This is a genomic window from Pseudomonas sp. SDO5271_S396 (genome assembly GCF_054071795.1).
On the sequence record NZ_JBSVWB010000019.1, the window covers coordinates 55499 to 68066 of the forward strand.

The 12568-nt window shown below is 58.0% G+C and carries 16 protein-coding genes; 3 read left to right on the top strand and 13 right to left on the bottom strand.

What is annotated here, in order from left to right:
• Nucleotides 1–4: 4 nt before the first annotated feature.
• Genes sctS through sctU form a run of 3 tightly spaced genes read left to right on the top strand, consistent with a single transcriptional unit; the run spans nt 5 to nt 2161 of the window.
• Nucleotides 5–268 (top strand): type III secretion system export apparatus subunit SctS, encoded by a 264-nt coding sequence (sctS, locus tag ACW9IN_RS15115; RefSeq protein WP_457366642.1) that lies wholly within the window; start codon nt 5–7, stop codon nt 266–268.
• Between the two features lie 10 nt (nt 269–278).
• Nucleotides 279–1067 carry a type III secretion system export apparatus subunit SctT gene (gene sctT / locus ACW9IN_RS15120; RefSeq protein ID WP_457366643.1) on the top strand — a complete coding sequence of 263 codons (789 nt, stop codon included), beginning with the start codon at nt 279–281 and terminating at the stop codon, nt 1065–1067.
• Nucleotides 1064–2161, top strand: coding sequence for a type III secretion system export apparatus subunit SctU (sctU, locus tag ACW9IN_RS15125; RefSeq protein WP_457366644.1), 1098 nt, complete (start codon nt 1064–1066; stop codon nt 2159–2161). The genes sctT and sctU overlap by 4 nt, the downstream gene beginning before the upstream one ends.
• Nucleotides 2162–2207: 46 nt before the next feature.
• Here sctU and hrpT read toward each other — a convergent pair whose 3' ends face one another.
• From hrpT to ACW9IN_RS15190, 13 genes are all read right to left on the bottom strand, one after another.
• Complete coding sequence (gene hrpT, locus ACW9IN_RS15130; protein WP_457366645.1) at nt 2208–2411, bottom strand: HrpT family type III secretion system protein; 204 nt, start codon at nt 2409–2411, stop codon at nt 2208–2210.
• Nucleotides 2408–4534 (bottom strand): type III secretion system outer membrane ring subunit SctC, encoded by a 2127-nt coding sequence (gene sctC / locus ACW9IN_RS15135; RefSeq protein ID WP_457366646.1) that lies wholly within the window; start codon nt 4532–4534, stop codon nt 2408–2410. The genes hrpT and sctC overlap by 4 nt, the downstream gene beginning before the upstream one ends.
• Before the next feature lie 130 nt (nt 4535–4664).
• On the bottom strand, nt 4665–4883 hold the full coding sequence (locus tag ACW9IN_RS15140) for a hypothetical protein (protein WP_457366647.1): 219 nt from the start codon (nt 4881–4883) through the stop codon (nt 4665–4667).
• Between the two features lie 56 nt (nt 4884–4939).
• A complete protein-coding gene (gene sctL / locus ACW9IN_RS15145) occupies nt 4940–5533 on the bottom strand; it encodes a type III secretion system stator protein SctL (protein WP_457366648.1) in 594 nt (197 codons plus the stop codon).
• On the bottom strand, nt 5511–6056 hold the full coding sequence (locus ACW9IN_RS15150) for a type III secretion protein (RefSeq protein ID WP_457366649.1): 546 nt from the start codon (nt 6054–6056) through the stop codon (nt 5511–5513). The genes sctL and ACW9IN_RS15150 overlap by 23 nt, the downstream gene beginning before the upstream one ends.
• A gap of 7 nt (nt 6057–6063) precedes the next feature.
• Nucleotides 6064–6867: a type III secretion system inner membrane ring lipoprotein SctJ gene (gene sctJ / locus ACW9IN_RS15155; RefSeq protein ID WP_457366650.1), complete on the bottom strand. Its 804-nt coding sequence runs from the start codon at nt 6865–6867 to the stop codon at nt 6064–6066.
• Nucleotides 6868–6872: 5 nt separating this feature from the next.
• A complete protein-coding gene (locus ACW9IN_RS15160; RefSeq protein WP_457366651.1) occupies nt 6873–7241 on the bottom strand; it encodes an EscI/YscI/HrpB family type III secretion system inner rod protein in 369 nt (122 codons plus the stop codon).
• A gap of 122 nt (nt 7242–7363) precedes the next feature.
• Nucleotides 7364–7573 (bottom strand): hypothetical protein, encoded by a 210-nt coding sequence (locus tag ACW9IN_RS15165; RefSeq protein ID WP_457366652.1) that lies wholly within the window; start codon nt 7571–7573, stop codon nt 7364–7366.
• 163 nt (nt 7574–7736) lie between these two features.
• Nucleotides 7737–8678 carry a sigma 54-interacting transcriptional regulator gene (locus ACW9IN_RS15170; protein ID WP_457366653.1) on the bottom strand — a complete coding sequence of 314 codons (942 nt, stop codon included), beginning with the start codon at nt 8676–8678 and terminating at the stop codon, nt 7737–7739.
• A 301-nt stretch (nt 8679–8979) separates the two neighbouring features.
• On the bottom strand, nt 8980–10080 hold the full coding sequence (ychF, locus tag ACW9IN_RS15175; RefSeq protein ID WP_457366654.1) for a redox-regulated ATPase YchF: 1101 nt from the start codon (nt 10078–10080) through the stop codon (nt 8980–8982).
• 21 nt (nt 10081–10101) lie between these two features.
• Nucleotides 10102–10686: an aminoacyl-tRNA hydrolase gene (pth, locus tag ACW9IN_RS15180; RefSeq protein WP_457366655.1), complete on the bottom strand. Its 585-nt coding sequence runs from the start codon at nt 10684–10686 to the stop codon at nt 10102–10104.
• Between the two features lie 167 nt (nt 10687–10853).
• Entirely contained in the window at nt 10854–11450 is a 597-nt protein-coding gene (locus tag ACW9IN_RS15185) for a 50S ribosomal protein L25/general stress protein Ctc (protein WP_457366656.1), read from the bottom strand.
• A 137-nt stretch (nt 11451–11587) separates the two neighbouring features.
• Nucleotides 11588–12529 (bottom strand): ribose-phosphate pyrophosphokinase, encoded by a 942-nt coding sequence (locus ACW9IN_RS15190; protein WP_016971225.1) that lies wholly within the window; start codon nt 12527–12529, stop codon nt 11588–11590.
• Nucleotides 12530–12568: the final 39 nt, after the last annotated feature.

Below are 12568 nucleotides of genomic sequence, written 5' to 3' on the forward strand. Positions count from 1 at the left end.
GCCTATGGAACCGATCGTGCTGTTCAAGCAGGGCATGTTGCTGGTGGTGGTACTGTCGGCGCCGCCGCTGATCGTGGCCGTGGTCGTGGGGGTGCTGACGTCCCTGGTGCAGGCGCTGATGCAGGTGCAGGACCAGACCCTGCCATTTGGCATCAAGCTGGTGGCGGTGGGCGTCACGCTGATTCTGACGGGACGCTGGATCGGCGTGGAATTGATCCAGTTGATCAACCTGACGTTCGAGATGATCGGCCGCTCAGGGCTGAACTGAGACCCTGACCATGCTGCCTTACCTGGATTATCTGCCCAGCCTGCTGATTGCCATGGCCCGCATCTACCCCTGTGCGTTCCTGGTGGCGGCATTCTGTTTTCAACATATCCGTGGCTTGTTGCGGCACACCATCGTAATGGTCATGGCGCTGATCCCCGCGCCGGGGATTCACGCGTTGATGGCCGGTCACGATTACTCCGCGCTCCTGTTGGCGGCGTTGCTGCTCAAGGAGTTGGCACTGGGCTTTTTGCTGGGCGTGTTGTTGTCGATGCCGTTCTGGATGTTCGAGGCGGTGGGTGCGTTGCTGGATAACCAGCGCGGTGCGTTGGCGGGCGGGCAGCTCAACCCGTCGCTGGGGCCGGATGCAACGCCCATCGGGCACTTGTTCAAGCAACTGGCGATTTTTCTGTTGATGGTCAGCCTGGGGTTGGGCGCACTCACCCAGGTGATCTGGGACAGTTACCTGGTCTGGCCGCCCACGGTGTGGTTTCCCTTGCCGGCAGCCAATGGATTCAGCGTATTCATCGGCCTGCTCGGTGACACCTTCACCCACATGATGCTCTATGCCGCGCCCTTTATTGCGGTGCTGCTGTTGCTGGAGTTTGGCATTGCCCTGTTGAGCGTTTACAGCCAGCAATTGCAGGTCAGCACACTGGCGCCGCCGGTCAAGTGCCTGGCCGGGATCGGGATTCTACTGCTGTATTTCGCGCTGCTGCAGGACCTGATCGTCGGGCGCATGAGTGGCTTGGGCGACCTCAGGCATTCGCTTGGGGAACTGGTGAGGGCACCGTTCTCATGAGCGATTCAGGCGAGAAAAAACACCCGGCGTCTGCCAAGAAACTGCGCGACCAGCGCAAGAAAGGCCAGGTGGCCCAGAGCCAGGACATCGCCAAGTTGCTGGTGTTGACGGCCATTAGCGAGATCGCTTTGTTCACCGCCGAAACCAGTTTGCTGCGCTTCCAGCAACTGATGCTGTTACCGATTTCACGCTTGGGCCAACCGTTCGGGCGAGCATTGGAGGAGGTGTTGTTTGATGGGCTGTCAGTGTTTTTTTCATTCGCGCTGTTGATGGCGGGCGTGGCGATTCTCACCAAGTTGATCAGTAGCTGGATGCAGTTCGGGCTGCTGTTCGCGCCGGACGCGTTGAAGCTGGATTTCAACCGTATCAACCCGATCAGCCAGCTCAAGCAGTTTTTTTCTGCCCAGCAGTTGATGAACCTGCTGATGAGTGTGGCCAAAGCCTGTTTTATCGGAATGATCCTGTATGTGGTGATCTGGCCGTCTGTGGGCACCTTGATCAATCTGGCCAACAGCGATCTGCAAAGTTACCTGCTGGCGCTGATCGCCCTGTTCCGTTACTTGCTGCATGTGTGTCTCGGCATGCTGCTGGTGCTGGCGTTGATCGATCTGGCACTGGCCAAGCATTTCTTTGCCAAGCGCATGCGCATGACTCAGGTCGAGGTGGTCAAGGAATACAAGGATATGGAAGGCGACCCTCATGTGAAGGGGCAGCGACGCGCGTTGGCGCAGCAACTGGCCCAGGAAGAACCCAAGGTCAAGCTGCCCAAGCTGGAAGAGTCCGACATGCTGGTGGTCAACCCGACCCACTTTGCGGTCGCCTTGTATTATCGCCCGGGCAAAACGCCGTTGCCGTTGTTGGTGAGCAAGGGCACGGACGCCGATGCGCGGCAGTTGATCGATCGGGCGAAGGCCGCCAATGTGCCGGTGATCCAGTGTGTGTGGCTGGCTCGCACGATCCATACACAAAAGCTGGGGGCCAGTATCCCGCGAGAAACCCTGCAGGCTGTGGCGCTGATTTACCGCACCCTGCGCGAACTCGATGACGAGGCCAAGCGCGAAACCCTGGAGCTGCCGGAGCTCGAGCGGCGCTGACTGACGGGCTGGCGACGGGCTCCATGCTCGGCCAGCCCGAGGGAATTTATCGCTCCAGCGATACCGTTTGATAATCCGCGCGTTCGCCAGCCGGCCCGGGCTCCACACGCATCTGCGTCGGCCACCAGATCACCATCGCGTCGGGACTCGATTGTGGGCGTGAGCAGGAATCGCCCTTGCAGGTGGGGGTGCAGCCGCCAACGAGCAGCGCTGCGCTGATCAGAGACGTATACAACAATGCATGCTTCATGGTTGGGTTCTCCGGGCAGGTGCGATCAGCGAAGGCCGGGACACACCGATGTGCTCATCCTTCACCACCGGGCGCATGGCGATGAACACCTCGGCTTCTTCACCCGGCTTGAGCCAGGCGTGGGGCCAGACGGTGACCGCCAGGGTCTGGGAGCTGCTGCATTCCTTTTCGTCGACGCGCACATTGCGGTTGAACTGATTGCGCAGCACCACCACCGCCACGTTGTACTCGGGGCCGGCATACCACTGGCTGCGGCCGGTGTTCAGTGCCAGCAGATCGCGGGTGTTGCACAGGGTTTTCAGGGCCACGGGCATCGGTGCCGCCTTGAACGCCGCAGGCACTTCGCCGCTGACCAGGAGCGCCAGGGTGCGGGTGATGTCATTGCGATTGATCACCGGTTGGTGGGGAGCCGTACGCCTGGCCAATGGGGTGAGGGCGGCTTGCAGTTCAGCCTGGTCAGCCTGCGGCAGATAGCGGGACGGGTCGGACTGGTCGCCAATTACGCGCGGCGTGAGGATGAACAAACGCTCGCGACGATTGTTCTGCCGTTCGGTCGACGAAAACAGCGCCTTGCCCAGCAGCGGGATATCCCCCAGCAACGGCACTTTGTTTTGTTTGTCGGTGCTTTCGGTGACATGGAAACCACCGACCACCAGCGAGCGTTTCTCCGCCATCACCGCTTGGGTGCTGACCTTGCCACGACGCACATCGAGGTTGCCCGGGGTTGGGTTGCTCTCGTCGAAGTTGCCGTCCTCGATGTCCACCGCCAGGTGGATCTGATGGCTGCCGCCGCTGGTAATGACCCGGGGCATGACCTGGAAGCTGGTGCCCACGGTGACCGGCAGGATCGTTGCGTTTTCTCGGCCCGGGGTCAGGAATTGGGTGCGGTTGAAGTCGATCACCGCCGGCTGGTTTTCCAGGGTCAGCACCGAGGGATTGGACACCATGGTCGCCAGCCCTTTGGCCTCGAGTGCACGGATGTCCGCATAGAAACGCTCACGGTTACCGATCGACAATTGTGACGAGGTGCCCGGCGCCAGATTGGCGTTGCCCTGGAAGCGGCTGTTCTGGAAGCCCCAGTTCACGCCGAATTCGCGCAGTTGGGTACGCTCGATGTCGAGGATGATCGCATCGATCTCCACGAGCTTGCGTGCGACGTCGAGTTGGGTGATCAGCTCACGGTACATGGCGTGACGCTCGGGCAGGTCATAGATCAGCACAGCGTTGTTGCGTGCGTCGGCCTCGACGCGAATTCGACCGGTGCCGGCAGGTATCCGTGGCGACGGCAAAGTACCGGTATTCAATGGGCCGATATTGCCATTCGCACCGAGCATCTGGCCCAGTAGCGGGTTGTTCAACCGGGGCGCGTTCGAGGTGAGAGGCACGGGTTGTGTCGACGTCGACGGTTGGCTGAGCCCCGAGAACGAAGACGAGGTGCGCGGTTCCAGCAAGCCCCGCAGAATACCGGCCACACCGGGAATGGTGAGTTTTTCACCGCGATAATCCACCTGGCGGTCCATGGCGTCGGCGAACTTCAGCGGGTAGCTCAGCACGCTTTGCTTTTCGTCCGGCGAGCGGCGCTGGCTGCTGAATTGCTTGATCTGTTCGATATAGCGCCGAGGGCCCGAGACCAGCACCACACCATCTTCGGGCAACTCGCCCCAGCCGAACCGGCTGTCCAGCAGGCCGATGTCGGTGAGGGCCTGTTTGAGGTCGGCAATGGTCTCGGAAGACACTTCCAGGCGCGCCGATTCCTGCTGATCAAGGGTGCTGATGTAGAGCGTGTTGTTGTAGAGGTACCACTGGAAGCGGTGCTCGACACCCAGGCGGTCGAGCATCGACTGCGGGGTGTTAGCACGTATCTTGCCATTGACGTTGCCCTCCAGCAGACCCTCGACCTGCAACTGTGTGCCGAAGGTCTGGGCAAAGTCTTCGAGCACTTCGCGCAGGGGTTTGTGTTCGGCCTCATAGGCATAGGCGGTGTTTTTCCATTCGGAGGGAACGGCAGCCAAGGCGGTATGTGCCGGCACTAACAGGCAGGACAGCAGGAGCGTATTGCGCCAATGGTTTTTTGGGGGCGAAGCAAGACGCAAGCGGTTGTGCTTGTGGTGGTTGTCAGGCATGGGCGGTTCTCTGGTTAGTACAACAGTGAACGTGGTGAGGTGGGGGCGAGGCTCTGGGTGGGGCGGATAAGGCCGGATAATGTGACCGTATCGAGGTCAATCAAACACCACGAAGAGCTGTGCATTCTTCTTACTGGAAGCTTTCAAGGGTGGTTTTCAGCGATTGGTGTTCCAGCCGGCCGATCTCATTGAACAGTGCGCTGGTCACGGTTTTTTGTTGGGTCAGTTCGAAGAAGGCATGAGCGTCCCATTCATCCGTTGTGGTGTCGGAAAACTGCGAGTTGTAGGTTTTCTGAACTGATTTGTTGATGTTGAGGGCCTGCAGCGAGAGTGCCTTTGAAAAGTCCATGGTTGTTCCCCTGTGATGGTTGTTGAACGTGATGAGCGGCGTCAGCCGGTGGAGGCTCAGGTGTCGATCCAGAACTCGTTACCGTGCTTGAAAAATGCGTCGAGCATCGAATGCCAACTGATCCGGAAGTCGCCCTCGTCGGTTTTCAAGACCAGTGTTTGAGATGGAATCGTTTCGTCAGCCTGGAGCTTCCAGATGGTGGTCCGATGATCAACCAGGCATTGTTTTATCTCCTCCAGATCATTCGGGTGGCAGAGCAGCGTGGCGCTGATCGCCTGGATCTGATTCGCCAGCAGTTGCCTCACCAGGGCCGCCAGGCGAGCGGGTGTTGCTGTTTCATCCAGCAGGTAACGAATCGCGTTTTGGGTGATCGAACTGGCGTACTGTTCGAGCTTGTCGCACATGGCTTGACGGTCGTGTGCCCAGCGTTGGAGTTGGGCATCTGCACGCTGCCAGATCTCCAGCGAGGCTTGCTCCTGTAGCGTCTTGCACTGCTGCTCGGCACGTCTGAGCAACTCGTCGGCCTGGACCCTTGCGTGACCGATGAGCTGGTTGGCCTGTGCCCAGTTGGCCAGCTCCTCTCGAGGTATAAGGCTGCGCGGCAGGCGTGGTGCGCTTTTGGGCAGCTCAAGGGTGCGTCGACACAACATCGCTGCCGTCCTGTGTGGTGACGCGCCAGACCACGGCTTGCCAGAGTGTGCTCAGGCGACTGCTGGTGTGCTCGAGGGGCAGGTCTTGATGCTCGATGTTCTGTACCCGCTGACGAGGAAAGCGCAATCGAAGGCGCTGCCAGATCGCCGGTTCGACCCAGTGCAGTAGCAGTTGCAGAGGATCGGCACCGGGCGGCAACATCGCGGAGGGCAGAGCCTTGGACAGGCGCAGGCACCACAGGTGATCACGCTCGCTGAAGGGCGTCGGTACCTGCGGGTTGAAGGTGTCGTGCACCAGAGCCAGTGTTCGGTCGAGCTGTTCGGGCGGGGCCAGCACCAGCCGCAGCACTGTGGGGTTGGGGGGCGGAGGCAGGCAAGCCTCTATCCCGGTCAACTCGCTGGGTGTCGCGCGCCAGCGCTGAAACAATGTGCAAATCGCCGGGTACCTGTGCCCCTTCCAGTCCGGGTGTGCATCCTGCCAGGGGAACGCCCACCATTGTGTCCAGGCCAGGTGATCACCCATGGAAAGTTCAAGCCTGGGCGTCATGGTTGCCCCCGGTGGATTGGCCTGCTGCTGTGTCTGCTATCGAGCGCCGGCGGCGACTGTGCAGGAACAGTGCGGTCGCCAGGGTGGCTGCCATACCGAACAGGCCAATGAACACGCTGTTGCGCCAGAAACCCAGGTCCTCGTCCGGCACCAGGAATGGGCCGAAAAACACCAGACGTTGCTGTTCCTGATAAGTGGTAGCAGGCACAAAAATCACGGTGAGTTTTTGCGGGTTGTCCACGGCGGTGGTCATGCCCGGTATGCTGCTCGCCACCATCCGGCGCACACGTGCGCGGATATTGTCGGGGTCCAGGCGCGGATCGTGTTTGATGAATACGGAAGCGGAGGCGGGTTGAACCGGTTCGCCCGGGGCGATGCGCTCCGGCAATACCACATGGACACGGGCTACGATGACCCCGTCTATATTGGATAACGTGGCTTCAAGCTCTTGGGACAAGGCATAGATATAGCGCGCCCGTTCTTCCAGCGGCGTCGATATCACGCCTTCCTTGCGAAACGTGTCGCCCAGGGTAGTTCGTGCGATTTTCGGTAGTCCGGCGGCCTCCAGCGTGCGTACCGCGCGGCCGATATCGTTGGCGTTCACCGCTACTGTGACACCGTCCTTGGCCGGGACTTTCTGGGCGCGAATATGTTTGTCGGCCAATTCCGCGATGACCTCATTGGCCTCTTGCTCGGAGAGTTGGCGATGCAGTTCGACTCGGTCGCTGCAACCGCTCAGCGTCAGTATCACCGCCAGCATTAAGGACGCAGGCCAGATAGTCTTCATGTTCACTATTGCAGGTTGCTTATTTTTTCAACGCATTGAGTCGTTTTGGCGAGACTCTTCACCAGCAACTGAGATGTCAGTTGTTTGTTGGATAATTCCAGAGGGAACGTCCTCAGCTTTTCCAGATCCACGCCCCGACTCGCGGAGTTCAGCACCTTTGAAATGCGATTGTTTGAGGCGCTCAGGGCTTTCGTGGCGTCTACAAGCATCGCAGAGCTGGCGGCGCTGGCTGAAGATGAGCTGACGGTGTTGGGTTTTTCGAGTACGGAGTTGAAAAAACTGACATCGGTGTTGTTCGACGAGTGATCTTGTTGGGTGTAGGCGGATTCGAGGGGGCTGTGTCGGCCAACAGCGTTAACATCTTTTATTTGCATGGCATGCCTACTCCATAGAAGTTTTCAACCGCTGTGTCAGCCGGACTGATTGATAGCAGCATCTCTTTTTGAGTGATCACCTCCCGGCCAGGCAGGCCGGAGAGGGGATCAATCAACCGCTGTTAGTTAAGGCGACCAGCGGCTTGAATGATGCCGCTGATATCCTTGGCCTTGTTTGCCAATTTGCCGTTTTTCAACGCGTTGGCCATGGCCTCATTGAAAATGTCATCGGCAGCACCGGAGCCGTTAGCTGATTTGTCCGATGCTGCACTTTGTGGCAACAGTTGGGAGTTAAAGTTGTTAGGGAAAATCGAGCCGAGCGAGTTGATCATGGAAAAACTCCAGTCATTATTTAGAAGAAGGTTCTGTGGCCGGAAAAATTGGTAGTGAGACTTTCGTAGATTTTTACAACTTTAACCGGTCTCTAAATGTGTGGCCTGCGGTAGTCAGACGTTCCATGGGTTTCTGGATGTATATGTTTCTTGATGTTTATTTCTAGGGAGGGCTCAGTGCTATGCCCAGTTGTTTCATTCGGTAGTACAGCGTCCGCTTGGCAAGGCCTAGCTCAACGGCCACGGCGTCTACGTGGTGGTGGCGTTGCAATGCGTCTTCGATCAAGGCTTTTTCAATGTGTTGCAGGCGTGTCCTAAGACTCATCTGAAGAGGCGATTGGTCGCTCACAGAGGTTGAGAGCGGTGGCAGGCCCAGCACGAAGCGTTTGGCCGTTGAGCGTAATTCACGCACATTCCCGCGCCACGGGTGGCACAGCAGTTGTTGCAGCAGCTCGCCAGGAGGGAGGGGGGGCTCGCATTTGAATTGTTCGGCTTCCTGGCGAATCATCTCCATGAACAGCGGAATGATGCGCTCGCGCCGATCACGCAAGGCCGGCAACTGGATATTGACCACATTCAGGCGAAAATACAGGTCGCGCCGGAAAGTGCCGTGTTCGACCATCTGTAGCAATGAATGCTGGGCGGACGCAATCACGCGCATGTCTACCGGTATGAAGCGTGTCGAGCCCAGCCGCTCAACACCGCGCGACTCCAGCACGCGCAGCAGTTTGGCTTGCAGGTTGATGGGCATGCTGTCGATTTCGTCAAGATACAGGGTGCCCAAGTGGGCAGCCTCGACCACGCCGGCCCTGGATTGCATTGCTCCGGTAAAGGCGCCGCTGTTGACTCCGAACAACTGGCTTTCGGCGAGACTTTCCGGAATGGCGGCGCAGTTCACGGCAATGAAGCTGCCTCGGCGTCTGGATAAACGATGAACGCGCTGTGCCAATGTGTCCTTGCCTGTACCGGTTTCACCCAATAACAGAATGTCGATGTTAAGAGCGGCCGTACTGTTAAGGGTATGTTCAATCTCCGGGCCTTCGAGCAACGAGATGTCCGCTTCATGTTCCGTGTGGGCGCAGGCCGGGATCACAGAGTGCTCCATTATTTAAATAACGTTACTGTTAAAAATGGCAGTAGGAAGGCGGGGGGCAGTAGAGCGCAAATTATTAAAGTTGTCATGCGCTATGGGAGCGCTTATGGGGAGGCATGTTGTAGGAGAATGCCGATGTGTTTGGTTTTTTAGTTGCGCTGTCGGCAAGTTATCAAGATGGATTGGATGTCAGTCAGTAAAGTCCGATAGTGGGGTCTGATCATTTAATGTTTTTATATCAGACAGTCGTCCACAAAAAAGCCGATGCAGTGCATCGGCTTTTTTTGTTTGTCGCAACGATTGCGCGTGAAGGTTACACGTTGAAGCGGAAGTGCATCACGTCGCCATCTTTAACAATGTAGTCCTTGCCTTCCAGGCGCCATTTACCGGCTTCCTTGGTACCGGCTTCACCCTTGTACTGAATGAAGTCGTTGTAGGCGATCACTTCGGCACGGATGAAGCCTTTTTCGAAGTCGGTGTGAATCACGCCGGCAGCCTGCGGCGCGGTAGCGCCGACCTTGACGGTCCAGGCGCGGACTTCTTCGACACCGGCGGTGAAGTAGGTCTGCAGGTTGAGCATCTCGTAACCGGCACGGATCACGCGGTTCAGGCCCGGTTCTTCCAGGCCCAGGGCCTCAAGGAACATGTCCTTTTCTTCACCGTCATCCAGCTCGGCGATTTCCGCTTCGATCTTGTTGCACACCGGCACGACACGAGCGCCTTCTTCTTCGGCAATGGCCTTGACCACGTCGAGCAGCGGGTTGTTTTCGAAGCCATCTTCAGCGACGTTGGCGATGTACATCACCGGCTTGGTAGTCAGCAGGTGGAAGCCCTTGATCACGGCTTTCTCGTCGGCGCCCATGTTCTTCATCAGGCTGCGTGCAGGTTTGCCTTCGGTGAAGTGTGCGATCAACTGTTCCAGCAGGCCTTTCTGGACCACGGCTTCCTTGTCACCGCCCTTGGCGTTGCGCGCGACTTTCTGCAGTTGTTTTTCGCAGCTGTCGAGGTCGGCGAAGATCAGTTCCAGGTCAATGATTTCGATGTCGCGTTTCGGGTCGACGCTGTTGGAGACGTGAATCACGTTCTCGTCTTCGAAGCAGCGGACCACGTGGGCGATGGCATCGGTTTCACGGATGTTGGCCAGGAACTTGTTGCCCAGGCCTTCACCTTTCGACGCGCCGGCCACCAGGCCTGCGATGTCGACGAACTCCATGGTGGTCGGCAGGATGCGTTTTGGATTGACGATGGCAGCCAGGGCGTCCAGGCGTGGATCCGGCATCGGCACGATGCCGCTGTTGGGTTCGATGGTGCAGAAGGGGAAGTTCTCCGCCGCAATACCGGACTTGGTCAAGGCGTTGAACAGGGTGGATTTGCCGACGTTGGGCAGGCCGACGATGCCGCAATTGAATCCCATGGTGTTTCCCCTCGGTAAGAGTCAGGCCTTCTGGCTGTGCAGGTTTTTCATCGCGCGGTTCCATTCACCGGCGAAGATATCCGGCAGCACGCCGAGGGCAAAGTCGATGCTGGCATCGAGTTTTTCCTGTTCGGCGCGTGGCGCACGACCCAGGACGAAATTTGAAACCATACTGGCAACGCCCGGGTGGCCGATGCCGAGCCGCAGGCGGTAGAAATTATTCTGATTGCCCAACTGCGCGATGATGTCGCGCAGGCCATTGTGCCCGCCATGCCCGCCGCCGAGCTTGAGCTTGGCAACACCGGGTGGCAGGTCCAGTTCGTCATGGGCCACCAGGATTTCTTCGGGTTTGATCCGGAAGAAACCTGCAAGTGCCGCCACAGCCTGGCCGCTGCGGTTCATGTAGGTGGTGGGAATCAGTAGACGAACATCCTGACCCTGGTGCGAAAAGCGCCCGGTCAGGCCGAAATATTTGCGATCGGCCACAAGATTGACGCCTTGGGCGTGGGCGATGCGCTCAACAAAAAGGGCCCCCGCGTTATGCCGGGTCTGTTCGTATTCGGTGCCTGGATTTCCCAGGCCAACGATCAGTTTGATGGCAGTCACGACAGGGGCCCTTCCTTTGGAGTTGTGGATAACATCGCCGCAAACGGTGTGCGGCGAAAGTGGACAAAAAACTTCATTTACTCAAGAGTAAACGCCGCGTTATCGCCCGCTTTCTCGCTACGTTCCGGTCCGCGATGTTTCCTCAAGCTCCAGCATTACAGAGTGAATTACTCTGCAGCGCCTTCTTCAGCTTCTGGAGCAACGCGTGGAGCGTGTACGTTGGCAACCGCTTTGTCATCACCGTGAGCCAGGGCCACGAATTCAACGCCTTTTGGCGCTTTCAGGTCCGACAGGTGGATGATGGCGCCGACTTCAGCGTTGCCCAGGTCAACTTCGATGAACTCAGGCAGGTCCTTGGCTTCGCAGGACACTTCGATCTCGTTCACAACGTGGGAGATCTCGCCGCCTTTCTTGATCGGAGCTTCTTCGTTGATGAAGTGAACCGGTACTTTGGCAGTCAGTTTCTGGCCAGCAACAACGCGTACGAAGTCAGCGTGCAGGATGAACTGCTTGGCTGGGTGACGCTGCATGGCTTTGACGATCACGTTTTGCTTTTTGCCATCGACGTTCAGTTCGATAACGTGGCTGAAAGCCGCTTCGTTTTCGAACAGTTTGGCGATTTCCTTGGCCAGGATGGTTACGGATTCAGCAGGCTTGTCGCCACCGTAAACAACAGCAGGAACATTGGCGGCGTGACGCAGGCGGCGGCTCGCACCTTTCCCCAGGTCAGTACGCGCTTGGGCGTTCAGGATAAAATCAGTCATTTTACTTCTCCAAAATAGCCATCATCGAGCGGCGTTTGCGACCAGCGCCAAACTCGACATGGGCAAAAAAGCCCCGCCCCAACGGTATGTCGGGGCGGGGCGCTTTTCGTCAGTGAGGTGTTCCGAAGGGCTGACCCTTAACGGAACATCGCGCTGATCGATTCTTCATTGCTGATGCGGCGAACCGCTTCGGCAACCACCGGCGCGATATCCAGTTGACGGATACGCGAGCAGGCTTGAGCTGCGGCGGACAACGGGATGGTGTTGGTCACCACCAGTTCGTCCAGCACGGAATTCTCGATGTTCTCGATCGCTCGGCCCGACAGCACAGGATGTGTGCAGTAGGCGAAGACTTTTGCAGCACCGTGCTCTTTCAAGGCTTTGGCCGCGTGGCACAGGGTGCCGGCGGTATCGACCATGTCATCGACCAGAATACAGGTACGCCCTTCGACATCACCGATGATATGCATCACTTCAGAGTGATTGGCTTTCTCGCGGCGTTTGTCGATGATCCCGAGATCCACGCCCAGGGATTTGGCAACAGCCCGTGCACGCACGACGCCACCAATGTCCGGGGACACGATCATCAGGTTTTCAAAGCGCTGGTCTTCGATGTCATCCACCAGTACGGGGGAGCCGTAGATGTTATCTACCGGAATATCGAAGAACCCCTGGATTTGGTCGGCGTGCAGGTCAACCGTGAGAACACGGTCGATGCCTACCACGGTCAGCATGTCAGCCACGACTTTCGCGCTGATAGCCACACGTGCGGAACGCGGACGGCGATCCTGACGGGCATAACCAAAGTAAGGGATTACAGCTGTGATTCGAGTCGCTGAGGAGCGGCGGAAGGCATCAGCCATCACGACGAGTTCCATCAGGTTATCGTTGGTCGGAGCGCAGGTCGGCTGAATAATGAAGACGTCTTTACCGCGGACGTTTTCATTGATCTCGGCAGTAATTTCGCCGTCGGAGAATTTACCGACAGAAATGTCACCGAGAGGGATATGCAGCTGACGTACGACACGCCGAGCCAGATCGGGGTTAGCGTTCCCCGTAAAGACCATCATCTTGGACACGCGCAGTACCTAGAGGCTGAGGGTAACCTGGATGAGTAT

What these genes read in the sequence shown, in the direction of transcription:
- sctS (WP_457366642.1), top strand. Translation starts at nt 5, where the DNA reads ATGGAACCGATCGTGCTGTTCAAGCAGGGCATGTTGCTGGTGGTGGTA.
- sctT (WP_457366643.1), top strand. Translation starts at nt 279, where the DNA reads ATGCTGCCTTACCTGGATTATCTGCCCAGCCTGCTGATTGCCATGGCC.
- sctU (WP_457366644.1), top strand. Translation starts at nt 1,064, where the DNA reads ATGAGCGATTCAGGCGAGAAAAAACACCCGGCGTCTGCCAAGAAACTG.
- hrpT (WP_457366645.1), bottom strand. Translation starts at nt 2,411, where the DNA reads ATGAAGCATGCATTGTTGTATACGTCTCTGATCAGCGCAGCGCTGCTC.
- sctC (WP_457366646.1), bottom strand. Translation starts at nt 4,534, where the DNA reads ATGCCTGACAACCACCACAAGCACAACCGCTTGCGTCTTGCTTCGCCC.
- ACW9IN_RS15140 (WP_457366647.1), bottom strand. Translation starts at nt 4,883, where the DNA reads ATGGACTTTTCAAAGGCACTCTCGCTGCAGGCCCTCAACATCAACAAA.
- sctL (WP_457366648.1), bottom strand. Translation starts at nt 5,533, where the DNA reads ATGTTGTGTCGACGCACCCTTGAGCTGCCCAAAAGCGCACCACGCCTG.
- ACW9IN_RS15150 (WP_457366649.1), bottom strand. Translation starts at nt 6,056, where the DNA reads ATGGGTGATCACCTGGCCTGGACACAATGGTGGGCGTTCCCCTGGCAG.
- sctJ (WP_457366650.1), bottom strand. Translation starts at nt 6,867, where the DNA reads ATGAAGACTATCTGGCCTGCGTCCTTAATGCTGGCGGTGATACTGACG.
- ACW9IN_RS15160 (WP_457366651.1), bottom strand. Translation starts at nt 7,241, where the DNA reads ATGCAAATAAAAGATGTTAACGCTGTTGGCCGACACAGCCCCCTCGAA.
- ACW9IN_RS15165 (WP_457366652.1), bottom strand. Translation starts at nt 7,573, where the DNA reads ATGATCAACTCGCTCGGCTCGATTTTCCCTAACAACTTTAACTCCCAA.
- ACW9IN_RS15170 (WP_457366653.1), bottom strand. Translation starts at nt 8,678, where the DNA reads ATGGAGCACTCTGTGATCCCGGCCTGCGCCCACACGGAACATGAAGCG.
- ychF (WP_457366654.1), bottom strand. Translation starts at nt 10,080, where the DNA reads ATGGGATTCAATTGCGGCATCGTCGGCCTGCCCAACGTCGGCAAATCC.
- ACW9IN_RS15185 (WP_457366656.1), bottom strand. Translation starts at nt 11,450, where the DNA reads ATGACTGATTTTATCCTGAACGCCCAAGCGCGTACTGACCTGGGGAAA.